Below are 26,978 nucleotides of genomic sequence, written 5' to 3' on the forward strand. Positions count from 1 at the left end.
AGAAAAGTAGGTGATGGCGGTATAGCAAAAATTAGTGGACTAGATTTAAAAAGAAAAGAAGGAGAGATTCTAATGAAAAAGATAGTAGCTTTGTTCTTGATGCTTGCCATGGCAATGATGTTGACCGCATGTGGTTCAAATTCTAATACAGCTCCTAGTACTAAGAAAAAAGTAGGTATTGCAATGCCTACGAAATCATCATCTAGATGGATCGCAGATGGTGACAATATAGTTAAACAACTTCAAGCTAAAGGATATGATACTGATTTACAGTATGGTGAAGACAATGTAGAAAATCAGATTGCACAAATTGAAAATATGATTACAAAAGGTGCTAATGTATTAGTCATTGCAAATATTGATGGTGAATCTTTGACAACGGTATTGCAAAAAGCTAAAGATAAAAACATTCCCGTTATCGCTTATGATCGTTTAATTAAAAAGACTCCAAATGTAGATTACTATGCAACTTTTGATAATTTTCAAGTCGGAGTTCTTCAGGCACAGTATATTGAAAAAAGCTTAGGCTTAAAAGAAGGTAAAGGTCCGTTTAACATTGAGATCTTTGGTGGTTCACCTGATGACAATAACGCATACATGTTCTTTGATGGTGCTATGTCGATTTTAAAACCTTATATTGATTCTAAGAAACTAGTTGTAAAAAGTGGACAAATGGATATGAGTGTATGTGCTACATTAAGATGGGATGGCGCTACTGCTCAAGCAAGAATGGATAATCTGTTAAGTAAGAACTATACTGGTTCCAGAATAGACGCCGTTTTATCTCCATATGACGGTATCAGTATTGGTATTCTTTCTTCTCTAAAGGCTGTTGGTTATGGAACACCATCTCAGCCAATGCCTATCGTTACTGGACAAGATGCTGAAATTCCTTCCATTAAATCTATTATTAAGGGCGAACAAGCGCAGACTGTATTTAAAGATACTAGAGATCTTGCGAAAGTAACCGTTGATATGGTGGATGCAGTACTCACTGGTAACAAAGCACCAACGAATGATGATAAGACTTATAACAATGGTGTTAAAGTAGTACCTTCCTATCTATTAGTACCTGTTTCTGTTGATAAATCAAACTACGAGAAAGTATTGGTTGAAAGCGGATATTATACTGCAGATAAACTTAAATAAATAGTCGGTCATAATGATAATAATTTAGTGATGACTGCAAGGTCATTGCTAAATTATTATATGGCCTATTTAAAAGAACGATATTGTAAGGAGTTGAGGATATATGGAAGATGTTATTTTGGAAATGATAAATATTACAAAAACCTTTCCAGGTGTTAAAGCTCTTAATAACGTGAATCTGCAAGTAAAAAAAGGCGAAATTCATGCATTGGTTGGTGAAAATGGTGCAGGAAAATCAACCTTAATGAAAGTCTTAAGTGGAGTATATCCTCACGGATCTTATACAGGTGAAATTCATTATAAGGGGAAACTGTGTGAGTTTAAGGATATTAAAGAAAGTGAAAAATTAGGTATCGTTATTATTCATCAGGAATTAGCTTTAATCCCTTATCTATCCATTGAAGAAAATATATTTTTGGGCAATGAACAGGGAAAACGTGGTCTTATTGACTGGCATGCTACTACAATGCGTACGAAAAAACTGCTGGCAACAGTGGGGCTCAAAGATTTACCAGCTACATTAATTACTAACATAGGGGTTGGCAAGCAACAATTGGTTGAGATTGCAAAAGCCCTATCAAAGGAAGTTGAATTGTTAATCCTCGATGAACCTACGGCAGCATTAAATGAAGATGATAGTAATAATCTATTAAATTTATTATTGGAATTTAAAAAGCAGGGAATATCTTCGATTATTATTTCACATAAATTGAATGAAATTTCAAGAATTGCTGATTCCATTACCGTGCTGCGTGATGGAGCCACCATTGAAACATTGAATGTAAAAGAAGATCATATTACGGAAGATAGAATTATTAAGGGTATGGTAGGACGAGAATTAACAGATCGGTACCCCAAAAGAGATGTAGCCATTGGTGATATTATATTTGAGGTTAAGAATTGGAATGTATACCACCACCTCCATAGTGAACGTAAAGTTATTAAAAATGTTAACTTTAATGTTAAGCAAGGTGAGGTTGTAGGAATTGCAGGGCTTATGGGATCCGGGAGAACAGAGCTTGCAATGAGTATTTTTGGCAGATCATATGGACAAAAAATTAGCGGACAGATCTATAAGGATGGTAAAGAGGTACATTTGAAAGATGTAAGTCAGGCTATTGACCAAGGTGTTGCGTATGTAACGGAAGATCGCAAGCAATATGGTTTAATATTAAATGATGATATTAAAAAAAATATCACGTTGGCTAATTTGAAAAGAATATCGAAGAATTCTATAATTGATGAAAATAAAGAAATCGTAGTGGCGGAAAAAAATCGTCAGCAGATGAATATTAAATGCTCAAGTATTTTGCAAAATACTGTAAACCTGAGTGGCGGAAATCAGCAAAAGGTCATTTTAAGCAAATGGATCTTTACAGAACCAGATATTTTAATTCTAGATGAACCTACTCGAGGAATCGATGTAGGGGCAAAATTTGAAATTTATAATATCATTAATAATCTAGCTAAAGATGGAAAAGGCATTGTATTGATTTCTTCAGAACTTCCTGAGATTCTGGGAATGTGTGATCGAATTTATGTTATGAGTGAAGGAAGCATTACAGGAGAGCTTACAGGAAGAGAAGCATCACAGGAAAAAATTATGAGATATGTAATGAGTAAATAGAGGAGGGATCGTCATGGAAACTCTGAAACAGATGTTTAAAAGTAATATCAGGGAATATGGCATGGTTATTGCACTAATATCCATCGTTTTGTTTTTTGAAATTGTCAGCAATGGTGTACTTTTACAACCATTAAATGTAACGAACCTAATTCAGCAGAATAGTTATATACTCGTATTGGCGATCGGTATGTTACTGGTTATCGTTGCTTTTCAGATTGATTTATCAGTAGGTTCTGTCGCTGCTTTTGTTGGTGCCATTTCTGCAATTTTAATGGTAGATAATCATTTTGGTGTTGTACCTGGAATACTCATTTCCTTACTGATAGGGGGCCTTGCGGGAGCTTTTCAGGGGTATTGGGTTGCCTATTTTAAAATTCCAGGATTTATTGTTACATTAGCGGGTATGTTGATTTTTAGAGGTTTGACAATGACTGCTTTAGAGGGGCAATCTAAAGGTCCTTATCCCGAAGTTTTTCAAAAAATGAGCAACGGGTTTGTACCAGATATATTGGGTGGAACAACTATCCATATTACAACTCTTGTGGTTGGGGTTATTTTAACTTTGATATATATATATATTGAATTAGATCATAGAAAAGCCAAACGGGAGTACAATTTTGATGTAATCCCTATGCAGTTTTTAGTTGCTAAATTGGTGTTTGTTGGCGTGGCAATCAACTGGTTTATGTATTTGCTTGCCTCATATAAAGGCATCCCTAATGTTTTGATATTATTATTTATTCTAATTGTTTTTTACACGTTTATCACGACAAAAACAGTTGTAGGGCGTCACATTTATGCTTTAGGCGGTAATGAAAAGGCGGCAAAATTATCTGGTGTAAAAACGAAACGGATTGTGTTTTGGGTTTTTGTAAATATGGGTGTATTAGCAGCTCTTTCAGGCCTTGTTTTCGCGGCTCGCCTTAATGCGGCAACGCCGAAAGCAGGTACGGGTTTTGAACTAGATGCAATTGCTGCATGCTTTATTGGCGGGGCCTCTACTGCTGGCGGTATTGGTGTTGTTATGGGGGCCATTATTGGCGGACTCGTTATGGGGGTTATGAACAATGGTATGTCCTTAATTGGTGTTACCATTGATATGCAGCAAACCATTAAAGGCTTAGTACTGCTATTAGCTGTGGCCTTTGATATTTATACAAAATCCAAACAGTCATAAGGATTATCATGCATTGGCTTTTAATATTATATAAGGTTAAAAAAATTCTTTTATGCAGTCTATAAATTTAGCAGAGAATTTGTTCAATGGTTCTTCTTTATCCGAAATATTGAAAGCAAGAATGTAGGTGTTTTATGGAAGGTGTAAATACGATTAATTCAAAAGCAGTCGGAGGATTAAATGAGTCGCTAATCGTTAATACGATTCGCAGGCGTGGACCAATATCTCGTGTCGATATTGCGAAATTGACGGGTTTAACAGCTCCAACTGTAACAAATATATCAGGTAAACTCATTGAACATGGGCTCATTCATGAGTATAAGGTTGGGGAATATAGCGGCGGCAGGCGCCCAGTGCTTCTTAAGGTTAATTCTGAAATAGCGAACATGATTATTGTGGATATTCGATCTAAGGAAATGATTGGCTATTTGATTAATGGCGGATTAGAGATTAAAGAACAGACGTGCCATGACATTCAACATTTGAAAGAAGAAAAGATATTAGCCTTACTAGAGAATACGATAGAACAATGTTATTCTTCTGAAAATGGTAAATTGGCTTTAGCTATTGGTATTATTGTGCGAGGACCTGTTATATCCAGCGAGGGGCTTTCCTTGTTTTCCCCTAGTGCTGGTTGGCACAATGTACCACTAAAATATCTTGTGGAAAAGAAGTTTCAGCTTCCCGTTTTTGTCGAGAATGATATGCGAGCTATGGCTCTGGGAGCCTATCATTACGGTCCCTACCGAGATATTAAAAATGCGGTATTTTTAGGGGTCGGGGGTGGAATTGGCTCTGGAATTATTTTAAATGGTGAGTTATATCGAGGCTTAGGGGATAGTGCAGGCGAAATTGGTCATACGGTTATAGATGCTAACGGTCCCTTATGTAGTTGTGGCAACCGGGGCTGCTTGGAAGCCATGGCCTCAGAGTCGGCTTTAGTAAATATTATGGCTAAGTCAATTAGGGAAGGTGAAAAGTCTTTAGTATCAGAGATGGTAAAAGGCGATATGGATGTCATTAGGACTAAGCATATTTACGCCGCTGCTGAGGAGGGTGATCTCCTTGCGATAAAGACGCTTCAGCATATTGCTCAATATATTGGTATGGGCGTGGCCAATATTATTAATATTTTTAATCCACAGTTGGTACTCATTGGTGGAGGCATTGTTAAAGGACGAGGATTTATGGAAGAGACAATGATGCAAGTCATAAAAGAACGGGCTTTGGCAAGTTGTTATTCCCTAACCCGTATTGAGTTTTCTTCTGAAGGCAGGCAAGATGCTCTGAAGGGAATTGTTGATGTGGTAATGGAAGGAATCTTTCTACGATAATATGACGAAAGTAGAAGATACTAGGACGCAGTGCTAATCATTTGCTTAAGGTAATAGATAATTAAAATCCTTCTAGCGTGTTGCTAGAAGGATTTTTTGACGTATAGTGGATGTATTGGTAAACTAAGGGGAGGGATAAGCATTGTAACATCAGGAGGTGAGCATTATGTATCTCAATCGCTTAAAATTATCACTTATTTTTTTTATTGGTATTTTAATAACCGGTATTATTGGTTTTATGGTATTGGAAGATCTATCGATTTATGATGCGACTTATTTTGCTGTGGTCACGATTACGACGGTGGGGTATGGCGATATTGTGCCGAAAACACCAGCTGGCCGCCTGTTTACTTGTCTGTTTGTTGTTATTGGGGTAGGGATGGCTTATTATACGTTTACGTTGGTGATCAGTATGTCGATAGAAGGACGGTTAAAAGATTTTTTTGGGAGGAAGGGTATGGATAGGCGTATTGCAAATTTGAATAACCACATTATTGTCTGTGGTGCTGGTAAGGTAGGGGGAAATGTAATTCAGCGTTTGCAAGATGAAGGTGAAGCTTTTGTAGTCATTGAAAAGGATTTACCACTCTATGAAAAGTTGTGTGATCAAAAGGTGTTAACCATCCATGGAGATTCAACTCTTGATGAAGTATTACTAGCAGCTGGCGTCAAAAGAGCCAAGGGTTTGATTACCGCTTTGTCTCATGATGCGGATAACGTATATGTTACCCTCACTGGAAAAAGCCTCAATCCCGAGATGACGATTGTGGCAAGAGCCGATCGGGCAGAAGCGGAGGAAAAGCTGCGCCGGGCTGGGGCTACTACAGTTATTTTCCCATCGGTAATGGGCGGGCGGCAGATGGTATCGGCTATGATTAAGCCGGTCATTATGGATTTTGTGGAAAATTTGTTTTACAATCAAGATTTACATATGGATATTGCCGAGGTTACGGTACATCCAGCATCTCAATTAGTGGGAAAAAACTTCATTGAAAATGATATTAAAGGGCGATTTGATTCGATTGTAGTGGCCATCAAACGTGGCAATAAGTTGATTACCAATCCTCCGGGCACGCAAGTCATAAGTGCAGGTGATATCATGATTGTTCTTGGTCAGAGGACAACTTTAAGTAAATTGAATGAGTTGGCATCAGCGGAATAGAGGGCTATAGGGGGATGTGGGGATTGGTTCTTTCGCCTTGCTTTTTAAAAGGTAAAATAGGTCGAATTATATATTCAGCGATTAAGAAGCATAAAATAAGAGTAGTAATCGACACGCCGATATATTTTATCCATATATTAATTTCTAATTTTTGTACAATGCATCCAATCGGAATCACTACGCATTGGTGAATGAAATAAATAATATAAGAATTAGCAGAGAGCCTACGCCATAAGTAGGCATTACTATCAAAGAAACGTTGGAATAAGGCAATTAATGCAAAGGTAGCGGTTAGAGTAAAGGTGGCATGGGTAATTGCATGACCCGCTTTAAATACTGTAGGTACATCAGGCATAAGGGTGAATAGTACCCGGTAAGCTAGAAAAACAAATAACATAATGATTGCCGAACTGCCCCATGTAAATAATCCCGGGTTATAACCCTGGTGGGTAAACCATGAGTGCTTCCAAGCATAAACTCCTAGTCCAAAATAACAAAGGTGTAAAATAAATCGTACTGGCTGAACCATAAATATAAATTTCACATTCACCCAAGCGTCATTCCAGAAAAATAAATTACCAATAAAAAAGGCTGCTGTAGTAAGCAATGCAAAAGCCGGGAAAAACCATATCGAAGGAACGCTTATGTTGGTCGACTTTTTAAAGTAGCCGGGATTGAATGAATAGGCAATTGTAAGTAATAAAAAGAATAGGGCCAAGATTCCTAGGAACCAATAATGAGCCTGTTGGTAAAACGGCCCCCAAAAATCATTTCTCCAGAAGGAGAAAAAATTGGGTGGTGTATCCGTGCGACTGAGAAAGGAACTATATGAGATAAAGGGGGCAATGAATAGTACGCCTCCAATCCACGGCAGAACAATGTATTTAAATTTATCTTGAAAAAACGTAGTTAGCCCTTTCTTGACTAACACCATAGGAGCAAAATAACCAGCGATCATAAACATGATGGGCATAATATATACATCTGTTTCTAATACGAAAAGATCAAAGAATTTATGTTTTTGTATGTCATTGACAGTCCACCATTTAAGATCCCAAGTGGTATACCCCATAGCAATATGAAACACAACCATTAAAAGAATTATAAAAGCTTTTAGATTATCAAAAAAATACACTCGTTCTTTGTTCACGGTTTGCATGTTGATTTATCCTCCTCTAATCATGATTTTACCTTTATTATTCAGCATGTAGCGGCATAACCCTTTTTTTTCCATATTAAAAATTAATCAAATTCAATACAATTTTCGCTAAGAGAACTGTTTCTTTGAAGTATTTTTGAACTAAAAAAAATAGGATATAAACGAAACGTTTTCGTTTATATCCTATTCTCATATTAAAAGTTAAAATTATCTGGATCGGAACCAACACGCTGATTCTGGTTTAAAGAATCAATTTGCTCCATATCTTCTTTCGTAAGCTCGAAATCAAACACATTGGAGTTTTCAATAATACGATGCTCTTTTATTGATTTTGGAATGGTTACGACACCATTTTGTAAATCCCACCGTATAATAACTTGAGCGATTGATTTACTATATTTATTAGCAATCTCTTGCAACGTAGGGTTATCCAGTAACTTACCTTGCATTAAGGGGGACCAGGCTTCAAACTGAATACCTTGCTCTTTACAAAAGGTCCGCAGCTCTTTTTGTATTAGACGTGGATGGAATTCCACTTGATTGATCATTGGTTTGATCTTAGCGTCTTGAAACAAATCTTCAAGATGATGAACGTGGAAATTACTTACCCCAATGGCACGAACCTTTGCCTCGTTATAAATGGTCTCCAAAGCTCTCCATGTTTCTTTATATTTTCCTTTTACAGGCCAGTGAATCAGATATAAGTCGAGATAATCTAGATCGAGCCTTTTTAAACTTGCTGTATAGGCTTCTAATGTAGACTCATATCCTTGATCTGCATTCCAAACTTTTGAGGTTACGAACAAATCTTCTCTAGAAATACCAGCTTGCTTTAGGCCTTCTTTGATACCTTGCCCTACGCCTTCTTCATTGCCATAGATGGCGGCTGTATCAATACTGCGATAACCAGAAGTAATAGCATTTCTTACAGCATCTACGACTTCCATGCCTTCTTTCACTTTAAATACCCCTAAACCAAGCCAAGGGATTTTTACTCCATTCGTCAAGGTTACTGTATCTTGCAGGTTTTTTGCCATAATAGATGACCTCCCATTTTTATTAATGAACCGTTTATTCTTCTAGACCATATTTTAGATTGGCCTAGGAGCGCACTACCGATTTCTTTCATTGGTATTTCCATATATTGAGTATATAGTTTATTTCTAAATGCCACAAGTAGGCACTTTTAAGTAAGAAGGATTTTATATTACCTATCAAATACCAGGAGGAAGATTATTGTTTTTTTATACTAGGATTGCTTTTTGGAAACTAAAATACTATAATAGTTTATGAGTAGGGCAATTGATGGAAATTCCCCATGCTACGTTAGATATAAATATATAGTAGGTGAACAACATGGACGATATCAAAAACAATATTCTTGATAAGGCCAAGGAACGATTGGACCGTTTTGGTTTTAAGAAAACAACGATGGATGAAATCAGTAAAGATTGTAGAATTTCGAAAAAAACAATCTATGAACATTTTAAAGATAAGGAGGATATGTTTACTTGCTTATTAACCAGAGAATGTCATAAGACAATAGATATGATGTTATCCCAGGTAGCTGAAATTGCTGACCCATTAGAGCGGCTAATTCAATTAGTCAGGATCGCAATAGCTTATTTCAATGAAGATAACTTTGTAACCAGACTATTAAAGGATGATGAGGAGCTATTCTCGGCTTTTTTGAGCAGAAAATATCATGCCCTTATTGATCAAGAGATTATCTCTAGTATTGCGGCCATTATTAACGAGGGAAAACAGCAGGGAATTTTTCGGGATGTAGATGAAAATGTAGTAGCATATGCCGGATTTAAGTTATTTCAGTCCTTTAGTATTATGCGAACCGGTCAATTTCTGAGTGATCCAGATAAACAAGAATACTATACGGATGTATTGGTTGATTTTCTCGCTCATGCCCTGGTGAAGAAATAGCTGCTGTCCTATAAAATATGTGACTGTTAGATCAAATTGTTTTTCTTTGCTCCTAATAAACTGTAATACCAAAATAGTTTATTAGGTATATATTATGATAGGGAGGAATCCATGTGAAGAAAGGTATTATTCGCCTTAGCGTTATTTTGGGCCTACTTGTATCCTTAGTATTATCCGGTTGTTCAAGGACAGCCACAACAAAGGAAGACGTACCTCTTGTGCGCTCTGAAAGTGTAAAGATAAATAGTTCTGCGCAAAATGCAAACTATCCTGGTGAAGTACGTGGACGCTATGAGACTCAGTTGGCGTTTCAAGTTAGTGGCAAAATTATAAAAAGGAATGTTGATCTTGGCAGTCGTGTCAATGCAGGAGATGTACTGATGGAAATCGACGCAAAGGATATTGCACAAACAGTCAATATTTCTTCAGCCAAAGTTTCTTCAGATGCGTCTCAATTGCAGTTAGCAGGGGCTAATTTGGAACGATATCGTACTTTATTTGAACAAGGGGCGATTAGTCGGGCCCAATTGGATCAATATCAAAGCACCTATGAAGTCGCCCAGGCAGCTGTGCGCCAATCCTCCGCCCAATATACCCAAGGCACTAATCAACTTGGCTACAGCACATTAGTTGCCGATAGCGGCGGTATTATCTCCAGCATTAATGCGGAAGCCGGACAGGTAGTGAGCGCTGGGCAGGCGGTAATTACCCTTGTAAAAGAGGGAGAACGAGAAATTGAAATTAGTGTTCCTGAAAATCGTGTTGATGAAATTCGTAAAGCGAAAGAAATTCAGGTTACTTTTTGGGCATTACAGAATGTAGCAGCGCAAGGGCAAGTTAGAGAAATTTCCCCAATCGCTGATAAAGTATCTCGGACTTATAAAGTACGTATTAGCTTACTCAATCCGCCTCCTGGCATCAATTTAGGTATGACTGCCAATGTTAACATTGCTGGCAGCATTGGTCAGCAAGGCACTTATATTCCTCTTTCTGCTGTTATTCAGACAGGGGATACGCCTAATGTTTGGGTCATTACCAATGAGACAGTAACATTGCGCCCTATCAAAGTAGGGGCTTTTGGTGATAACAAGGTTCAAGTATTAGAAGGCCTTCAAGATGGGGATGTCATTGTTACCGCAGGGGTGCAAAAACTACATGATGGACAGAAGGTGCGTATATGAGCCGTTTGAATTTGACAGAATGGGCACTAAAACACAAACAATTAGTTTATTTTTTTGTTGTCCTGATTTTTATTATGGGAATCTTTTCTTATCAGCAGCTAGGAAGAATGGAAGATCCGGATTTTGTAATCCGCCAAATGATTGTATCCGTATCCTGGCCAGGAGCTAGTGCTCGTCAGGTAGAAGAACAGGTAACTGACAAAATTGAAAAGAAGCTGCAAGATACACCCGGTATTGATTATTTAAAGAGTTATTCTCAGCCGGGAAAAGCCATTATCTATGTTACTTTAAAGGATACGGTAAATGAAAAGGACGTTCGCCCAACTTGGCTAGAAGTGCGTAATATGGTCAATGATATCAAAGGAACATTGCCCCAAGGCATCGTTGGCCCTTCTTTTAATGATCGATTTGACGATGTATTCGGCAATATTTATACCCTTACCTCTGAGGGATATAGCTATGAAGAAATGCGGGAAGAAGCGGAACATATACGCAGAACCTTACTAGGGGTCAAAAATGTAAAGAAGGCAGACTTGATTGGCGTTCAAACGGAAAAAATTTATATTGAGATGGAAAATAGTAAATTAGCACAACTTGGAATCGACCCTAATCTGATTATCAATACGGTAAAAGCACAAAGTTCAATGGCAGCATCAGGTATGGTTGAAACCTCATCAGATAATGTGTATTTAAGAGTTACTGGCATATTTGAGAATATAGACAATCTTAAGAGTCTGCCCATTCGTGCAAATGATCGTACCTTTCGTTTGGAAGATGTAGCTAAGATTCATCGCAGTTATTCTGAACCGATACAACCAAAAATGTATTATAATGGACAGCCGGCAATCGGTATTGCCGTTTCCATGGATAAAGGCGGAAATGTTCTTACGCTGGGCACAGACTTAGAGAAAACCATTAACCAGATTAAGCAGGATTTGCCCCTTGGCTTAGAAATCAATCAGGTCTCTAATCAGCCTGAAGTGGTCAAAGAATCCATTGGGGAATTTATTAAATCATTGAAGGAAGCTATTATCATTGTATTGATTGTATGTTTCTTAAGCCTTGGTATTCGGTCTGGGATTGTTGTTGCCCTATGTATCCCTTTGGTAATTGCCGGCATCTTTGTATGCATGCAAATCTTTGGAATTGACCTGCATAAAGTTTCCTTAGGTGCTCTCATTATTGCTCTCGGTTTATTAGTCGATGATGCGATTATCGCCGTCGAGATGATGACGGTAAAATTAGAACAGGGCTGGGGAAGATTTGAAGCTGCTTGTTATGCATATACAGCGACTGCCTTTCCCATGCTGACAGGAACTTTGATTACTTGCGCAGGTTTTATCCCCATTGGTTTTTCCAAAGGATCTGCCTCCGAGTTCACGAGCAGTATTTTCACAGTAGTAACCATTGCTCTTTTAATCTCTTGGTTTGTCTCTGTTTTAGTAACTCCTTTATTAGGGTATAGGCTGATCAATTTGAAACCAAAAGAAAAGGAAACTCACGACCAATATGATTCTAAATTTTATCAACTTTTCCGTAAAATCCTTACCTGGTGCTTGCAACATCGCAAATTGGTACTTGGTATCACCGTAGCATGTTTTATTAGTTCTCTTTTCCTCTTAAAACTTGTAAAACAAGAGTTTTTCCCGCCATCCGTTCGTCCTGAGCTCATTGTTGAGATGACGCTGCCAGAAGGTTCTTCATTAAAAGCAACAGAACAGGAAGCCCAAAAGTTTGCTGAAAAGCTTACCGATGATCCGAATATTGACAATTATAGTTATTATGTTGGCCAAGGAGCACCTCGTTTTGTATTAACTTCGGATCCTAAGCTGGCTACAGCCAATTATGCCCAGTTTATTATTGTGGCAAAAAATGTAGAAGCACGTGAAGCGTTGAATAACAAAATCGATACCATCTTCACAGAGGATTTTCCCAATGTGCGTGGTCATATAAAGTTGATCCAGACGGGACCACCTTCTCCTTATCCTGTCATGCTGCGGGTTACCGGGTATGATCATGAGAAGGTTCGTACCATAGCCAAAGAAGTAAGTGATACCATGATAGCCAATCCCAATCTGAATAATGTTAATTTTGATTGGAATGAAAAAAGTAAAGTCATGCACTTGGCCGTCGATCAGGATAAAGCTAGAATGTTAGGCATTGACAGTCAAAGCCTAGCCACTGATTTACAGACACAATTATCAGGTGCATCCATTGCTGAGTTTTATGAGCAGGATAAAACCGTCGGTATTGTTTTCCGTATGGATGATCAAAACCGCAAAGATCTTTCTACGATTAAAGATCTTCCCATTCATATTGGCAGTGGTAAATTTGTTCCTCTAGATCAAATTGCAAAAATTAGCTATGATGCAGAAGAAGGATTGATTTGGCGGCGTGATCTAAAACCAACCATAACCGTTCAGGCCGATGTAAAACCTGGGGTAACGGGGAATGATGCCACCAAAAAAGTGTACGCAGACCTTGCTGCACTGCGTCAGAGCTTGCCACCTGGTTATAGCATTGATATAGGTGGATCACTAGAACGCAGTCAGCAATCAATGGAATTTCTGCTAAAACCTGTTCCGATCATGATTGTAATCATCATCACATTGCTAATGATCCAATTGCAAAGAATTCCCCTTATGATTCTTGCCATGCTAACAGCACCTCTAGGAATTATCGGTGTTAGTATTTCTATGCTCCTTACCATGCGGCCAATGGGCTTTGTGGCGGAGCTTGGGATTCTAGCCTTAAGCGGCATGATTATCCGAAATTCAGTCATTCTAATTGACCAGATTGAGCAGCATATTAAAGCTGGCGAGACACCTTGGGATGCCATCATTGATTCTGCTGTTCTACGCTTCCGCCCCATTATGCTCACGGCGGCTGCTGCCATATTGGGAATGGTTCCTCTCATTCCTAGTACTTTTTGGGGTCCAATGGCAGTAGCCATTGCTGGCGGATTGCTAGGTGCCACTATTTTGACATTATTAGTACTGCCTACCATGTATGCAGCCTGGTTTAAGGTAAAACAGAATGGTGATGAATAACTTATTCATTACTACGTAATACGCCTATTTATGCTAACCTTAGTCACTTTGTTGACTAAGGTTATTTTTTTTACATCCCTACTGTCTTTACATCTGTATTGACATAAACTGAGATATAGGATTACAATGAGATAAATAACTTTGGTTGAAAGATGCAAAAGGGGATTTTGCAATTTGTAGATAAGGAGTGAAAGCATGATAGATTTAACAACGGAGATTCAGCGTTTGAAGCAGGACCGTAATGCAGTGATTTTAGCGCATAATTATCAATTAGATGAAGTACAAAGGGTTGCAGACTATGTAGGGGATTCTTTGTATTTAAGTAAAGTAGCAGCCAACAGCAAACAAGATGTCATTGTTTTTTGTGGTGTTCGCTTTATGGCGGAAACAGCCAAGATACTATCCCCAACGAAAACTGTATTGTTACCAGAGAAAGATGCTGGTTGTCCTTTGGCAGAAATGATTACAGCGGAAGGTCTGCGTACCTTAAAGTCTAAGCATCCTGGGGTTCCAGTTGTTTGTTATATAAATTCCTCCGCTGAAGTGAAAGCAGAGAGTGATATATGCTGTACTTCGGCGAATGCAGTTAAGATCGTCGCCTCTTTATCCGATCGTAAGGTTATTTTTGTTCCTGATGAGAATTTGGGTGATTATGTTGCCAAACAAATACCAGAAAAGGAGTTAATACTTTGGAAAGGTCATTGTGTGACTCATGCCAAAGTAAAAGCAGAAGATGTGAAGCAGGTTCGCGAGTTATATCCAGCAGCAAAAATCTTAATTCATCCAGAGTGTAATCCAGCAGTAGTGAAGTTAGCCGACTTTGTTGGCAGTACATCTGAAATTATTCGTTATGCTGAAGAGTCCGAGGAAAGCACATTTGTCATCGGAACAGAAATGGGAGTTGTGTGTACTTTACGAGAGACGCTGCCTAATAAACAGTTTTTCTTGTTGCATCCAGGGCTAGTGTGTCCCAATATGAAAAAAACTAGGTTGGAAAGTGTATATCAAGCATTACATAATCATCAATATGAAATTGATGTGGAGCAAGAACATATTTTATCAGCACAGCGCACCTTGGAAAGAATGTTGGAGGTAGTGTGATGTCAGAGCGGGGCTACGTTATATCACCCAAAACAAATCTTGCTGCATTAGATGATCAGAGTTATGACGTTATCGTCATTGGTGCAGGGATTGCCGGAATGACAGTTGCCTTGTCTTTGGATCCTAAACTTAAAGTGGCACTTATCAGTAAGGAATCAATTCAGGAGAGCAGTACTTATAAAGCCCAAGGAGGGATGGCGATTTCTCTAGGGGTTGATGACAGCTTAGAAGAACACATTGCTGATACGCTTAGAGTGGGCAGAGGGTTATGCCATGAGCCAGCAGTAGAGGCTACAGTAAGAGAAGCACCCGCTGCATTAGACTTCTTACAGTCTCTTGGTGCTGATTTCAATCAAGGAGCAGACGGGCTGTATTTAGGCAGGGAAGCAGGTCATTCTCACCATCGAATTGTGCATTATTATGATTCAACAGGGCGTCATATTGCAGAAACTATGATAAAGAGAATTGAAATACAGGGCAATATAATGCAGCTTGATCAATGTTATTTAGTTGATCTGTTGACAAAACAAAATCAATGTTATGGTTGCATTGTTCTCAATTCTGGGCGGTTAGTCACACTTCGTGCTAAGGCCATTGTAATAGCTACAGGAGGGTATAGCGGCATATTTGCCCGTTCTACCAATAGCATTTCGGCAAATGGGGATGGCCTTGCTGCAGCGTATCGAGCGGGGGCTGCTATTTCGGATATGGAATTTGTTCAGTTTCATCCTACGTCCTTTAAGACATGTTCTGGAGAAATATTTTTATTAACAGAAGCACTCCGGGGGGAGGGGGCTATGTTGCGTAATGCGGCAGGGGAACGATTTATGTTTTCTTATCATGCCGATGGCGAACTGGCTCCCCGGGATGAGGTTTCTAGGGCCATTGTCACGGAACTGCAATCTAACAATAAGGATGCTGTATATCTAGATACAAGGCATCTTGGAAAAGACTATTTAACCGATCGGTTTAGACAAATCTATGCCGAATTATTGGAAAATGGCTATTGTATGGAAAAAGATATCATTCCTATCGCCCCGGCTGCTCACTATACGATTGGCGGTATAACTACGAATCTTTGGGGCCAGACGACATTATCACATTTATTTGCCTGCGGAGAGGTAGCCGCTACAGGTGTCCACGGTGCCAATCGTCTTGCTAGCAATTCCTTACTAGAGGGCGTTGTTTTTGGGAGACGAGTTGCTCAGGTCATTAATCAGGACTTTCCAGTCAGTCATCTCATTGATAGGGAAGTTGCTCTAGAGGGAGACAACGTATGTCATAGTTGTGATACTAAGAAATTAGGAATTATTTTAGACCGAGTAGCAGGAGTGGTGCGTAAGGGAGATGCCATGCGTTTACTGCTTATGGAGTTACAGGAAAAAGTAGAAGATCCTAGTTCTTGCCTTACTCATATCCAGGGATATCAAGAAAATAATGCCTGTCAGTTGGCAGAATTAGTGTTAAAAGCAGCCTTGCTTAGGTCTGAGAGTAGAGGCACACATTATCGCGAAGATTTTCCTGAAAGAAAGGATAGGGACTTTTCTAAACATATAACCCAGCAATGGGGAAGGAGAGCTGTTTTCAATGAACAAATTAGCCTTAGATGATCTACTGCACAGATCCTTACTAGAAGATATCGGTTTTGGCGATATTACCAGTGAGGCTATTTTTACTGAAAGTCATACATCGCAAGGATTTCTTCTGGCAAAGCAAAATCTTGTTTTAGCGGGAATCCAAGTGTTTTCACGGGTTTTTGCTTTGTTGGATGATCAAATTCAGATAAGTCCTTATTATACAGATGGTACTTTGGTGCCAGCAGGAGAAAAAATAGCAAGTATGACAGGGAATACTCGCTCCTTATTGGCAGGGGAAAGAGTTGCTCTTAATTTGTTGCAGCGAATGTCGGGAATAGCAACTCATACTAGACGTTATGTGGAAGCCTTGAAGGGTTTTTCTACAATTATCGTAGATACACGGAAGACTACGCCTGGTTTACGCATGTTAGAAAAATATGCTGTAACGGTTGGTGGTGGGAAGAATCACCGTTATGGGTTAGATTCTATGGTATTAATAAAAGATAATCATATTCAGGCAGCAGGTGGTGTCACTGCAGCAGTAGAGCTTGTACGCAGCCAGGGCGCGTGTTTTAGAAAAATCGAAGTTGAGGTTGAAAATTTGCTGCAGGTGCAAGAAGCATTGTCACTAGGGGTAGATATTATTATGCTAGATAATATGCATATCACTATGATAGAGCAAGCTGCAAAGATGATTGATGGGAAAGCCTTAATTGAAGTCTCAGGAAATGTGGTATTAGAAAGAGTAGCCCAATTGGCTGCTGCTGGTGTTGATATTATCTCAAGTGGTGAATTGACTCATTCTGTAAAGACAGCTGATATAAGCATGAGATTGGTATGAAAAAATAAGAGACAGCCCTTCCATCCCCATAATGGAAAGGGCTGTTTCTTGAAGGGGGAATGCTATATGAGGCAATAATAAGGAGGACTATATTACATAATATGAAAGTCTTTCGAAAATGTGCTAGATTACATTAATTATCTTTTTGGCCCAAGCAAATTTGGCTTTATCCGATGACTAAACCGCTCTAAGACTCCCATCTTATAAGTGGGAGTTAAGAGCGGCTAAGTCCCTGGATAAGTGCGACTAAGATTCAGATGGAGTTAAAACTCCATCTGAATCAAGTCTTCTTTATGTTTACGACAAAGGTTATGGCCCGACTTGTGTAGTTGTTGGTGATAATTGATAATTAATATCAATTACATTAATGAAAAATACTAGATTTAAAATGGGTGATTTAGAAAACTTAATATAAGTAAAAGTAAGCTTGACAAAAAATGGGTGGATAATTATAATGATTACGTTGATAATGATTATTATAATCATTACATAAGGAAGTGATGACCCTACAGACAATCGGTAGAAAAAATAGCTTGGAGGTGCAGAGAGAGTGACGGAATTGTTAATGCAAAGTATCAATTTGTTCTATAAAGGCGGACCAGTTATGTATTTTCTCGTAATGTGCTCCTTGGGTGTAGTAGCTATTACAGTGGAACGTTTTTTATATTACCGACATGCTGCTTTAAATATGCAGAAGTTCCAGGTTAATCTACAGCCACTACTAGAGAGCCAGTGTGTTGAGGATGCTGTGCTGCTGTGTGAAAATACAAAGGCAGTTGTAGGAAACGTAACAGCTCAAGGGTTATATGCGTATAAACGGGGAAGCAGTATGGATACTGCTATGGAAAGTGCCGCCATGTTGGCTGCTGCCCGTTTACGTGAAAATCTCAATTATTTGAGCGCGATTGTTACATTGGCGCCGCTACTTGGACTATTAGGAACAGTGGTTGGCATGATTAATTCTTTCAGTGTATTTAATATTCAAGCTGGGCAGCCAATGGCAATTACTGGTGGTGTCGGAGAGGCACTGGTGGCAACGGCCACAGGGCTGACTGTCGCAGTGATGGCCTTAGTTTCTCATACTTATTTTTCTCAGCGATTGGATGGATTGATCACCGATGTGGAACAAGGGATTGCTATGGTCCTTACTTATTTACGGACCCCAGTAAATGGGAAGATGAAGAGGGAAACACATGAAATTGCGTAATTTACGGCTAGACAATCAACCGCAATTAATGATTATCCCGATGATTGATATCATTTTCTTTTTGTTAGTATTTTTTATGATGAGTACTTTATCTATGGTGGAACAACGGACAATTCCCGTAAATTTACCCCAAGCCGCCGCGTCCTTGCAGGATATGCAGCATAACACAGCCATTACCGTTATGCAGGATGGTAATGTTATGTTTGATCAGGAAACAATTCCTTTAACCTTGCTTGGAAAGAGGGCTAAAACCGCCTTGTTGCAGCAGCCCGAGAATGTATTTGTGCTAAGGGCTGATAAGCAGACGGAGTATGAAAAAGTAGTCGCTGCATTAGATGAACTAAAGGCCGCGGGCGCTCGTCGAATATCGATAGCGACGGAACGGAAAGTGAGGTAGGAAATCATGTCTTATACGGTCCGTTGGCGCAAAGCGATTGCACTGTCGGTTTTTTTGCACATTTTTTTAGGTGTGGCAGTTGGTTACATGACGGTTGTGCAAACTCTTCCACCGCCCCCTGATGAACAAGTTATTGAGCTAGATATGATGGCTGCCTTACCTGATGATGATTCGTCAGAGTCTGAGCCAGAAAGTGTATTACCAAGTAAACCTGAGCCGGAAGCACTACCAACGACTGAAGAGCCGATAATAACAGAACCGCCGCCTGTTGTCATTGATGATATAGCGAATAAAGAGCCAGTGCCTATTAAGGAAATCGCCTTAGAAAAGGAAACGACAGCTATTGTGAGCAGCAAACACAGTGCGATGGGGACACCACCCATTGTATTAGTGCGGGCCGATGCTGTGAATCCACCTGAGATAGATCAAATTGGTCGAAAAATTGTTGTGGTGCTCAGAATGAGAATCATGGAAAATGGTATGCCCGGTAAGGTGGATGTAGCTGTTTCCTCAGGACAAAAAAGTATAAATGACGCAGCTATAGCTGCCGCGAAGAAATGGCGATTTGAACCGGCGAAAGATCGAGAAGGGCGTCCAATCGTTTGCTCTACTATATTGTCCATCCCTTTTACGCCAAAGTAGTTTGAATCTGAAAAAAAAATATGGTTTCCACATGTTGACAATGAGAGTAACTTGTATTATTCTTTGATAGTGATAATGATTCCCAATAACTAAAAATATTTAGGACTCATTTTGATATTTGTGCTAATTGGTAATTTCGCAATTTTGTGGTTAAAGATTGTTAGATTCTATTTACAGTAGGATTTTTCGCTTCACTAATTGAGAATAATTTTTATTATCAATTAGTGAAGCGAAGGAAATAGATGAAAGGAGGTGAGTATGTGCGTAAATCGGTTTTGGTTTTTCTGGCGGTATTCATGTTACTAATTGGTCAAAGCATGGCTTCGGCAGCATCACAATGGAGTGGTGTAGTCGACCGCATTGAAAAAACAATGAACCAGTCTCTTGCTGTGTACAAAAGTGGAGACACAGCGGCAGCCAAGAAACTAGTCAATGATGCTTATTACGGGATTTATGAAAAAGACGGCTTTGAAAAGACGGTCAATACAACTGTATCTAGTAAAAGAGCAAATCTGACAGAGTACAAGTTTAGCGTGGTCAAAAAGCTGATGACCAACCAAGCGCCTGATACTCAAGTCAAAAAAGAAATTGACGAGATGATCGCCATGATGCGTGAAGACGTTGTAAAGATGGGTGGCGGCAGTAAACAACAAGATTCTTGGGAAAGTTTCTGGCCTGCTTTTCTGATTCTCCTGCGCGAAGGTGCAGAAGCCATCTTAGTGATTGGCGCTATCATAGCGTATCTGATTAAGTCAGGGAATGGTCATAAAACACAGACGGTTTACTACTATTCTGGGGCAGCTGTGGTGGCTAGCTTTATTACAGCCGTTCTCTTTCGCTCCGTTGTCAGTTTGAGCGGCGCAAACCAAGAAATCATGGAAGGCGCAACAATGCTGGTGGCAGTGGCGGTTCTTTTCTCCGTAAGTTATTGGATGGGAAGTAAAGCGGATGCAAAATCATGGAATAACTACATCGAAGGTAAGGTACAAAATTCTTTGAGCAGTGGTAATACGTTGTCACTGGGAGCGGCGGCATTTCTAGCTGTGTACCGAGAAGGAGCCGAGGTTGTATTGTTCTACCAAGCGCTATTTAATAATGCGGGTGACAATATGCATATGATTTGGTTAGGGTTTGCTGCGGGAAGTATCGCTTTGGCAGTAGTGTTTGCCTTAGTTCGTTATGGTAGTTTGAGGATTCCAACAAAGCCATTTTTTCAGGGGACTAGTATCTTGATGTGTATACTAGCAATTAGCTTTGCTGGCGGTGGTATAAAAGAGTTGCAGGAAGCTGGAGTAATCGGGATGACAAGGCTAGAAGGAAGTCCAACCATTGCACTACTTGGAGTTTATCCGACCGTAGAATCGATGTTGCCACAACTCGTTCTCATAATAATAGTTCTTAGCAATTTTATTTATCAAAAAAAGAAAAATAATAGGGAGGTCGTATCATGAATAATAAAAGAAAATTCTTATCTATGGTTTTTGCTGCATTTTTAACGGTGGCTGTATCTGCAGGTCAATGCTTCGCGGCTGGTTTTCAGGAGTACCCTATAGGTGATGATATCGAAGTACCTGAAGCAGGAATTAAAGTGGCGGTTGTTTATTTTCAACCCGTGCCTATGGAACCAGCGGGAATGGGTTTGACACCTGCGCAATCTGACATTCATCTTGAGACGGATATTGCTGCTATCGAAGGCAACACGACAGGATTTGGCGTTGGTGAATGGATTCCTTTCTTAACGGTGCATTATAAATTAACACAAAAAGGCACTGGCAAAGTCATTGAAGGCAACCTTATGCCGATGAATGCTAGTGACGGCCCTCACTACGGGGCAAATGTGAAGATGAAAGGCGCCGGTACATATGATGTAGCGTTTACTATTGAATCCCCAACTCGTCAAAACTACATGTTACATGTTGATAAAGAAACAGGTGTTGAAGGTCGTTTCTGGGATAAACCCATTACTCTTCATTGGAACTTTGACTATGTTCCAAGAAGTTGGTAAGTAAAAATGGCGGCCCGGGATGATTTTCCCGGGCTTTTTCACTATATAGGAAAGTATAAGTTCTTTGGTGGTAGCATGGGAAAGAATAATGATTGAACCGCAGAGGCGCAGAGTACGATGAGGGGGATTTTATAAACCTATATATTCTTTTCTCTGTGTCCTCTGTGTCTCTGTGGTTCAAAAAGGACGCCCTAGCGGTTTTTTTATTTTTGTAGGATATCCCATCACGGAATTGTGGAAGCCAGGATAATCTGGGCTTGTGCCTAATGTTTTAGGTAAATTGAAAAAAGGAGAGCAATATGCTGCAAATTGTACTACAAAATCTCATACCAGCAATGCAAAATGCGGTCATGGCTGTTATTCCTCTGGCAATGCTACTCGCCTTAGCCAGTAAGGAGCAGCAGGGAAAAATAAAGAAGTGGATATGGCGAGGAATCGTCTGGGGATTGCTGGGCGCTGCCTTCATTGCAACTGCCAAATTAGGCTCAAAAGCTGTGAAGCGGGAAGTATTTGAAGGTATGGTTCTTGTTGCCGGACTTTTTGGCGAAACCTTGCTGTTGGGTCTTTTTTTCTGGAATATAAGACGAGGACTTTCTCTTGGGAAGGATAAATTGCTAGGCGGGGCAGCCTGTCTTGTTGTTGCCACCTTACTTTTGTATCACGGTCTTGAAGTTATTCTTTTCCCCATTAATTTATTTGTCTCGGCAACGGATCCGGCCAGCATGGACTTTCTCCTGCAAATCAGCGGGTTTTTACTGGGATTGTTCTTGACATGGTTGACTGGTCTAGCTGTCTTTCAGGCAGCAAAGGTTTTAATGCCTAAGAAGATTACAAGTATTCTTGCCCTGCAACTCGCAGTTATCATGACAAAACAACTAGTTATACTTATTCAGATTATGATGGCGAGGAAACTGTTAGTCATTAAAGGGATCATGTCAATTATGGGGCCTATTATCAATCATCAAGCCTGGTTTTTATATGTCTTGCTTGCTGCCACTCTATTGTTACCTGTCGCTTTGTTTTTACAGCGTAAGCCTGAGAGAGAGGAAGGGCTCAACCCGGCCCAGTACCGAAAGATTTTGATTGGGTTGCGCAAAAAATTGCGATGGGGTGCAGTTGTAACTTTAAGTTTACTGGTTGTATTTCTTTTCTCGACAGCTGGCAAAAGTTACGCTGACGAAAAGGCCGAAATTGTTCCGGCTGTACCTGTAGTAGCAGAACAAGGACAAGTGCTAATTCCCTTGGAACAAGTTTCAGATGGGCATCTACATCGCTTTTCCTATCAGTCCTCGACTGGTGAAATTGTACGGTTTATTGTCATTAAAAAGAGCGGTTCTGCTTATGGCGTAGGGTTTGATGCTTGCGAAATTTGCGGGGCAACAGGCTATTTTGAACGGGATAATCAGGTTGTCTGCGCTCTTTGTGATGTGGTGATGAATACAGCGACCATTGGTTTCAAAGGGGGTTGTAATCCAATTCCAGTTGAGTACAAAGTAGCTGAGGGAAAAATCATGGTAGAAGCGGCTGGTTTGGAAAAAGAGAAGGACCGGTTTAAGTAAGGGAGGATGAATTATGTTTTGGCAGATGCTGAAAGGCGCTCTTGTCAGGCAGGGCCGAAAAATGTTAATGGTAGCTGTTACCATTGCATTAGGCGTTTCGCTGACTACAGCCATGCTTAATGTGATGCTAGATGTCGGTGATAAAGTCAATCGAGAATTAAAAGCATATGGGGCAAATATTGTAGTGACTCCTAGGGCAGCTTCCGTATTACGAGAGATTTATGGACTAGAAAGTGGTTCCGGGGGAGCCGGACAGTATTTGCAAGAAAATGACGTTGGTAAGTTAAAGACTATCTTTTGGTCTAATAATATTGTGGGCTTTGCGCCATCGTTGGAAGCGCAGGTGGGCGTTGGATCAAGTAACACGAATGTAACTATGGTAGGAACATGGTTTAATCGACGTTTAGATCTGCCTACAGGTGAGATAGTGGAAACTGGCATTAAACAGTTAAAATCCTGGTGGACTGTTGAAGGCAACTGGATTGACGATAATGACGTCAATGGTGCTATGGTTGGCTCTGTATTAGCAGGTAAGTTAGGTATTCACTTAGGGGATACAATTGAAATGGCAGTACCTGGTGGTTCACGAGAAAAACTGATAGTGCAGGGGATTTTTAATAGTGGCGGTCCAGAGGACGAACAAATCTTTGTCACCTTGCCTTATATTCAACAGGCATTGAAGCTACAGGGAAAAGTCGGAAAAATAGAAGTCAGTGCCATTACCACGCCAGAAAATGAACTGGCTCGTAAAGCAGCTCATGATCCCAAAAGTCTTTCCCTAAAAGAATGGGAAACTTGGTATTGTACCGCTTATGTAAGTTCGATTTCTTATCAGATTGAAGAAGCTGTAGATGGCTCTAGGGCTAAACCTGTTCGCCAAGTAGCTGAATCCGAAGGAGCGATTTTGCAAAAAACACAGTTATTAATGTTATTAATTACAATACTTAGTTTAGCTGGATCTGCCTTAGGCATTTCTAATTTGCTGACAGCCAATGTTATGGAACGCAGTCGTGAATTCGGTTTGCTAAAGGCCCTAGGCGCGACGGATAGGGATGTATTATTACTGACCCTTGCTGAAATCATGATGACGGGCCTTGCTGGCGGCGTAGCAGGTTACTTTATTGGCCTAGGATTTGCACAGATTATTGGCCAAAATGTTTTTGGTTCCGCTGTTGCCATTAATCTCATGGTCATTCCGTGGGTAGTGGTATCTGTTATCTTAATTACTTTGGTCGGTAGTCTTCCAGCTATACGAATGCTCTTATCGCTGCGTCCGGCAGCAGTACTTCATGGCAGGTGATAAAAAAATGACAAAACAGTCTATGTACTTCAAAATGATTTGGCATGCCTTGCTTCGCCGTCGCTCTCGGATGTTGATCGCATTATTGGCGGTAGCGATTGGTGCAACAGTTGTATCAGGACTTGTTACAATTTATTATGATGTCCCTCGCCAAATGGGCAGGGAGTTTCGTTCCTATGGTGCCAATCTGCTATTATTACCAGCTGGTGATCAACAGATACTGACAGAGGCTGAAATCGATAAAGCCACTAATTTGGTGCCAGCAGAAAAACTGATTGGTATTGCCCCTTATCTTTATGATCGCATTAAGGTGAATGAGCAGCCTTTATTGGCTGCAGGTACTCGTTTTCAAGCGGTAAAGAAGGTAAGTCCTTATTGGCAGATCCGGGGTGCTTGGCCGGAGGAAAAGTCAGAGGAGATTGTTCTTGGTTCTGAGGTAGCCGAGCGGTTACAGGTAGAACCAGGGCAGATGGTGACCCTGTCGGCGGCTGGCAATGAAGCGGAAAAGAAGGTAAAGGTTGCTGGTATTGTTCGAACTGGTGGCTCGGAAGAAAATTTTGTATTTCTTGATCTTTCCTTATTACAACAGATGCTTCATAAAGAAGGCAGAATCAGTGTTGCACAAACTAGCGTAACGGCCAATGAAACAGAATTGAACGATTTGACGCAAGCCATAGGGGAGCAAGTTCCTAGTGTGCTGCCACGTTTGGTGAAGCAGGTAACACAGTCGGAACAGACTGTGCTAGGTAAGTTACAAGCTTTGGTTTACCTAGTTACTATCGTAGTTTTATTGTTAACACTGATTTGTGTGGCAACGACGATGATGGCTGTAGTGACGGAACGTCGTAAAGAGATTGGTTTGAAAAAAGCGTTAGGTGCAGAAAATCGCAGTATAATATTAGAATTTTTAGGGGAAGGCTTGGCACTGGGGGCGTTAGGTGGCTTAATGGGAACAGTTTTAGGTTTCTTTTTTGCCCAGGCGGTGAGTGTTAATGTATTTGGCAGAGGAATTTCATTCCAGCCTTTGATTGCACTACTTGCCTTAGTTGTATCGATTACAGTCACTGGCTTGGCTTGTCTTGTGCCAGTAAAGATTGCGACAGATGTTGAACCAGCAATTGTGCTCAGGGGCGAATAAGGAGGTTAATTATAGTGAGTTTACTAGAGTTACAGGATGTTTCGATGATCTATGGAAGTGTGAAGGCCCTGCAAAAGATTGATTTAACGGTACAGAAAGGTGAGTGGCTGGCACTCATGGGACCTTCTGGTTCCGGTAAGACAACCTTAATGAATATTATTGGATGTATGGATAAAGCATCTAGCGGTTCTATTGTGTTAGATGGGGTTGATTTTTCTGATGTTAGTGCACGCAATCTTACTATGGTACGTCGCGACAAAATCGGTCTAGTTTTTCAGCAGTTTCATCTGGTTCCTTATTTAACGGCGCTAGAAAATATTATGGTAGCACAATATTATCACAGTATGCCTGATGAGACGGAAGCGTTGGCGGCATTAGAACGGGTGGGACTCAAAGAGAGGGCTAGCCATTTGCCAAGTCAGCTTTCTGGTGGAGAGCAGCAGCGTGTGTGTATCGCTCGTGCCTTAATTAATTATCCTATGCTGATCTTAGCAGATGAGCCAACTGGTAATTTGGATGAGGTGAATGCCAATATTGTCATGAGTCTTTTCCGAGAGCTGCATGAAGAAGGGCATACGATTATTATGGTCACCCACGATCCGGAAGTTGCGGATCAGGCTCAGCGCTGCATCGTCTTGGAACATGGGAAAATTGCTAGTTTCAAACAGAATCGCTAAGGACAGGAGGAGAAGGCCATGAAAAGAAAATATATATTGCTGATGATCGGTGCCCTAACAGTAAGTTTACTTACTGGCTGTGGTCAAAAAACTGCCGAAGATCATTCGGGTCATACCAATCATGCCAGTGCTCATACTGGAGCCTATAAGGACGGAACATATACGGCAAAAAGTAGTCCTGATGAACGGGGAGCAATAGGTGAGATTACGCTAACGATCAAAGAGGGTAAGATCACTCAGGCTGATTATAAGGGGATTCAGAAAGACGGTAAAGTCAAGGATGCCGATTATGGAAAAACAAATGGTAAAATAGAAAACCCTGAATTCTACAAGAAGGCCCAGCAAGGATTAAAGGGGGCCATGAGCTATGGACCTAGGCTGATAGAAACACAAAATCTTGATAAGGTAGACTCTGTATCTGGGGCAACTCTTTCCTATAAACAGTTTACTGAAGCAGGGCACAAAGCTTTGGATCAGGCCCATTGAGGTTGGTTTCCTATTAGGCTTAATTGAAAAAAAGACTCAACGAGCAGAACAGTACTGCTTGTTGAGTCTTTTGTTACGGAATCAGAAAGTATAGCACTTTCTTGATTCCAAGTAAGAACGACTAAGGCTTCTGCCTGCGTCCGAGGACTTGGCACAAGCCAAGTCTTTTCTTATATAAAGTTTAATTTATATTAGGTTTTTTTATGAAATTCTTAAATACTAAATAATTTTATAATAATAAATGTGTATATTAGTAACAAAGGATTGTAGA

23 protein-coding genes are annotated in these 26,978 nt (G+C 40.1%); 21 read left to right on the forward strand and 2 right to left on the reverse strand.

All coding sequences use genetic code 11. The annotated features are described in order from the left end of the window. The first annotated feature begins 72 nt into the window (after nt 1-72). The 5 genes from chvE to QSJ81_RS08315 all read left to right on the forward strand — a co-directional run bounded on the left by chvE (nt 73) and on the right by QSJ81_RS08315 (nt 6,449). Nucleotides 73-1,149, forward strand: a complete 1,077-nt coding sequence (gene chvE, locus QSJ81_RS08295) for a multiple monosaccharide ABC transporter substrate-binding protein (RefSeq protein ID WP_285716943.1) — start codon at nt 73-75, stop codon at nt 1,147-1,149. 103 nt (nt 1,150-1,252) lie between these two features. Next, the gene (gene mmsA, locus QSJ81_RS08300; protein WP_285716944.1) at nt 1,253-2,776 is read left to right on the forward strand and encodes a multiple monosaccharide ABC transporter ATP-binding protein; all 1,524 of its coding nucleotides are present in this window, start codon (nt 1,253-1,255) and stop codon (nt 2,774-2,776) included. A gap of 13 nt (nt 2,777-2,789) precedes the next feature. Next, nucleotides 2,790-3,953, forward strand: a complete 1,164-nt coding sequence (mmsB, locus tag QSJ81_RS08305) for a multiple monosaccharide ABC transporter permease (protein WP_285716945.1) — start codon at nt 2,790-2,792, stop codon at nt 3,951-3,953. Between the two features lie 134 nt (nt 3,954-4,087). Further along, complete coding sequence (locus tag QSJ81_RS08310) at nt 4,088-5,287, forward strand: ROK family transcriptional regulator (RefSeq protein WP_285716946.1); 1,200 nt, start codon at nt 4,088-4,090, stop codon at nt 5,285-5,287. Nucleotides 5,288-5,453: 166 nt separating this feature from the next. Then, nucleotides 5,454-6,449 carry a potassium channel family protein gene (locus QSJ81_RS08315; RefSeq protein WP_285716947.1) on the forward strand — a complete coding sequence of 332 codons (996 nt, stop codon included), beginning with the start codon at nt 5,454-5,456 and terminating at the stop codon, nt 6,447-6,449. A 4-nt stretch (nt 6,450-6,453) separates the two neighbouring features. Here QSJ81_RS08315 and QSJ81_RS08320 read toward each other — a convergent pair whose 3' ends face one another. Continuing rightward, the gene (locus QSJ81_RS08320; RefSeq protein ID WP_285716948.1) at nt 6,454-7,608 is read right to left on the reverse strand and encodes an acyltransferase family protein; all 1,155 of its coding nucleotides are present in this window, start codon (nt 7,606-7,608) and stop codon (nt 6,454-6,456) included. 194 nt (nt 7,609-7,802) lie between these two features. Continuing rightward, on the reverse strand, nt 7,803-8,645 hold the full coding sequence (locus QSJ81_RS08325; protein WP_285716949.1) for an aldo/keto reductase: 843 nt from the start codon (nt 8,643-8,645) through the stop codon (nt 7,803-7,805). 319 nt (nt 8,646-8,964) lie between these two features. On the opposite strand from QSJ81_RS08325, the gene QSJ81_RS08330 reads away from it, so the two are divergent. From QSJ81_RS08330 to QSJ81_RS08405, 16 genes are all read left to right on the forward strand, one after another. After that, complete coding sequence (locus QSJ81_RS08330) at nt 8,965-9,546, forward strand: TetR/AcrR family transcriptional regulator (RefSeq protein ID WP_285716950.1); 582 nt, start codon at nt 8,965-8,967, stop codon at nt 9,544-9,546. A gap of 113 nt (nt 9,547-9,659) precedes the next feature. Further along, nucleotides 9,660-10,727 (forward strand): efflux RND transporter periplasmic adaptor subunit, encoded by a 1,068-nt coding sequence (locus QSJ81_RS08335; protein ID WP_285716951.1) that lies wholly within the window; start codon nt 9,660-9,662, stop codon nt 10,725-10,727. After that, nucleotides 10,724-13,777, forward strand: a complete 3,054-nt coding sequence (locus tag QSJ81_RS08340) for an efflux RND transporter permease subunit (RefSeq protein ID WP_285716952.1) — start codon at nt 10,724-10,726, stop codon at nt 13,775-13,777. The genes QSJ81_RS08335 and QSJ81_RS08340 overlap by 4 nt, the downstream gene beginning before the upstream one ends. A 195-nt stretch (nt 13,778-13,972) precedes the next feature. Continuing rightward, nucleotides 13,973-14,878: a quinolinate synthase NadA gene (gene nadA, locus QSJ81_RS08345; protein ID WP_285716953.1), complete on the forward strand. Its 906-nt coding sequence runs from the start codon at nt 13,973-13,975 to the stop codon at nt 14,876-14,878. Next, nucleotides 14,878-16,488 carry an L-aspartate oxidase gene (gene nadB / locus QSJ81_RS08350; RefSeq protein ID WP_285716954.1) on the forward strand — a complete coding sequence of 537 codons (1,611 nt, stop codon included), beginning with the start codon at nt 14,878-14,880 and terminating at the stop codon, nt 16,486-16,488. The genes nadA and nadB overlap by 1 nt, the downstream gene beginning before the upstream one ends. Beyond that, nucleotides 16,466-17,296 (forward strand): carboxylating nicotinate-nucleotide diphosphorylase, encoded by an 831-nt coding sequence (gene nadC / locus QSJ81_RS08355; RefSeq protein ID WP_285716955.1) that lies wholly within the window; start codon nt 16,466-16,468, stop codon nt 17,294-17,296. Before nadB ends, nadC begins: the two co-directional genes overlap by 23 nt. A 565-nt stretch (nt 17,297-17,861) precedes the next feature. Next, nucleotides 17,862-18,503: a MotA/TolQ/ExbB proton channel family protein gene (locus QSJ81_RS08360; protein WP_502929645.1), complete on the forward strand. Its 642-nt coding sequence runs from the start codon at nt 17,862-17,864 to the stop codon at nt 18,501-18,503. Continuing rightward, a complete protein-coding gene (locus QSJ81_RS08365; protein WP_285716957.1) occupies nt 18,490-18,900 on the forward strand; it encodes an ExbD/TolR family protein in 411 nt (136 codons plus the stop codon). The genes QSJ81_RS08360 and QSJ81_RS08365 overlap by 14 nt, the downstream gene beginning before the upstream one ends. A 6-nt stretch (nt 18,901-18,906) precedes the next feature. Then, nucleotides 18,907-19,542 (forward strand): TonB family protein, encoded by a 636-nt coding sequence (locus tag QSJ81_RS08370; protein ID WP_285716958.1) that lies wholly within the window; start codon nt 18,907-18,909, stop codon nt 19,540-19,542. 260 nt (nt 19,543-19,802) lie between these two features. Beyond that, nucleotides 19,803-20,993 (forward strand): FTR1 family iron permease, encoded by a 1,191-nt coding sequence (locus QSJ81_RS08375; RefSeq protein WP_285716959.1) that lies wholly within the window; start codon nt 19,803-19,805, stop codon nt 20,991-20,993. Further along, nucleotides 20,990-21,547 carry an iron transporter gene (locus tag QSJ81_RS08380; RefSeq protein WP_285716960.1) on the forward strand — a complete coding sequence of 186 codons (558 nt, stop codon included), beginning with the start codon at nt 20,990-20,992 and terminating at the stop codon, nt 21,545-21,547. The genes QSJ81_RS08375 and QSJ81_RS08380 overlap by 4 nt, the downstream gene beginning before the upstream one ends. Nucleotides 21,548-21,846: 299 nt before the next feature. Continuing rightward, nucleotides 21,847-23,106: a Fe-S-containing protein gene (locus QSJ81_RS08385; protein ID WP_285716961.1), complete on the forward strand. Its 1,260-nt coding sequence runs from the start codon at nt 21,847-21,849 to the stop codon at nt 23,104-23,106. Nucleotides 23,107-23,119: 13 nt separating this feature from the next. Next, entirely contained in the window at nt 23,120-24,406 is a 1,287-nt protein-coding gene (locus QSJ81_RS08390; RefSeq protein ID WP_285716962.1) for an ABC transporter permease, read from the forward strand. A 7-nt stretch (nt 24,407-24,413) separates the two neighbouring features. Beyond that, nucleotides 24,414-25,544, forward strand: coding sequence for an ABC transporter permease (locus tag QSJ81_RS08395; RefSeq protein WP_285716963.1), 1,131 nt, complete (start codon nt 24,414-24,416; stop codon nt 25,542-25,544). Between the two features lie 14 nt (nt 25,545-25,558). Beyond that, on the forward strand, nt 25,559-26,221 hold the full coding sequence (locus tag QSJ81_RS08400; RefSeq protein ID WP_285716964.1) for an ABC transporter ATP-binding protein: 663 nt from the start codon (nt 25,559-25,561) through the stop codon (nt 26,219-26,221). 18 nt (nt 26,222-26,239) lie between these two features. Then, nucleotides 26,240-26,707, forward strand: coding sequence for an FMN-binding protein (locus tag QSJ81_RS08405; RefSeq protein ID WP_285716965.1), 468 nt, complete (start codon nt 26,240-26,242; stop codon nt 26,705-26,707). Nucleotides 26,708-26,978 lie beyond the last annotated feature (271 nt).

This window comes from Pelosinus sp. IPA-1, assembly GCF_030269905.1.
Classification (GTDB): Bacteria; Bacillota; Negativicutes; order DSM-13327; family DSM-13327; genus Pelosinus.

Bases quoted from the DNA above. Each gene is read 5' to 3' on its own strand.
- mmsB (WP_285716945.1), top strand. From the start codon at position 2,790: ATGGAAACTCTGAAACAGATGTTTAAAAGTAATATCAGGGAATATGGC.
- QSJ81_RS08315 (WP_285716947.1), top strand. From the start codon at position 5,454: ATGTATCTCAATCGCTTAAAATTATCACTTATTTTTTTTATTGGTATT.
- QSJ81_RS08365 (WP_285716957.1), top strand. From the start codon at position 18,490: ATGAAATTGCGTAATTTACGGCTAGACAATCAACCGCAATTAATGATT.
- nadA (WP_285716953.1), top strand. From the start codon at position 13,973: ATGATAGATTTAACAACGGAGATTCAGCGTTTGAAGCAGGACCGTAAT.
- QSJ81_RS08330 (WP_285716950.1), top strand. From the start codon at position 8,965: ATGGACGATATCAAAAACAATATTCTTGATAAGGCCAAGGAACGATTG.
- QSJ81_RS08360 (WP_502929645.1), top strand. From the start codon at position 17,862: ATGCAAAGTATCAATTTGTTCTATAAAGGCGGACCAGTTATGTATTTT.
- QSJ81_RS08320 (WP_285716948.1), bottom strand. From the start codon at position 7,608: ATGCAAACCGTGAACAAAGAACGAGTGTATTTTTTTGATAATCTAAAA.
- mmsA (WP_285716944.1), top strand. From the start codon at position 1,253: ATGGAAGATGTTATTTTGGAAATGATAAATATTACAAAAACCTTTCCA.
- nadB (WP_285716954.1), top strand. From the start codon at position 14,878: ATGTCAGAGCGGGGCTACGTTATATCACCCAAAACAAATCTTGCTGCA.
- QSJ81_RS08395 (WP_285716963.1), top strand. From the start codon at position 24,414: ATGACAAAACAGTCTATGTACTTCAAAATGATTTGGCATGCCTTGCTT.
- QSJ81_RS08380 (WP_285716960.1), top strand. From the start codon at position 20,990: ATGAATAATAAAAGAAAATTCTTATCTATGGTTTTTGCTGCATTTTTA.
- QSJ81_RS08390 (WP_285716962.1), top strand. From the start codon at position 23,120: ATGTTTTGGCAGATGCTGAAAGGCGCTCTTGTCAGGCAGGGCCGAAAA.
- QSJ81_RS08325 (WP_285716949.1), bottom strand. From the start codon at position 8,645: ATGGCAAAAAACCTGCAAGATACAGTAACCTTGACGAATGGAGTAAAA.
- QSJ81_RS08310 (WP_285716946.1), top strand. From the start codon at position 4,088: ATGGAAGGTGTAAATACGATTAATTCAAAAGCAGTCGGAGGATTAAAT.
- QSJ81_RS08340 (WP_285716952.1), top strand. From the start codon at position 10,724: ATGAGCCGTTTGAATTTGACAGAATGGGCACTAAAACACAAACAATTA.
- nadC (WP_285716955.1), top strand. From the start codon at position 16,466: ATGAACAAATTAGCCTTAGATGATCTACTGCACAGATCCTTACTAGAA.
- chvE (WP_285716943.1), top strand. From the start codon at position 73: ATGAAAAAGATAGTAGCTTTGTTCTTGATGCTTGCCATGGCAATGATG.
- QSJ81_RS08370 (WP_285716958.1), top strand. From the start codon at position 18,907: ATGTCTTATACGGTCCGTTGGCGCAAAGCGATTGCACTGTCGGTTTTT.
- QSJ81_RS08405 (WP_285716965.1), top strand. From the start codon at position 26,240: ATGAAAAGAAAATATATATTGCTGATGATCGGTGCCCTAACAGTAAGT.
- QSJ81_RS08385 (WP_285716961.1), top strand. From the start codon at position 21,847: ATGCTGCAAATTGTACTACAAAATCTCATACCAGCAATGCAAAATGCG.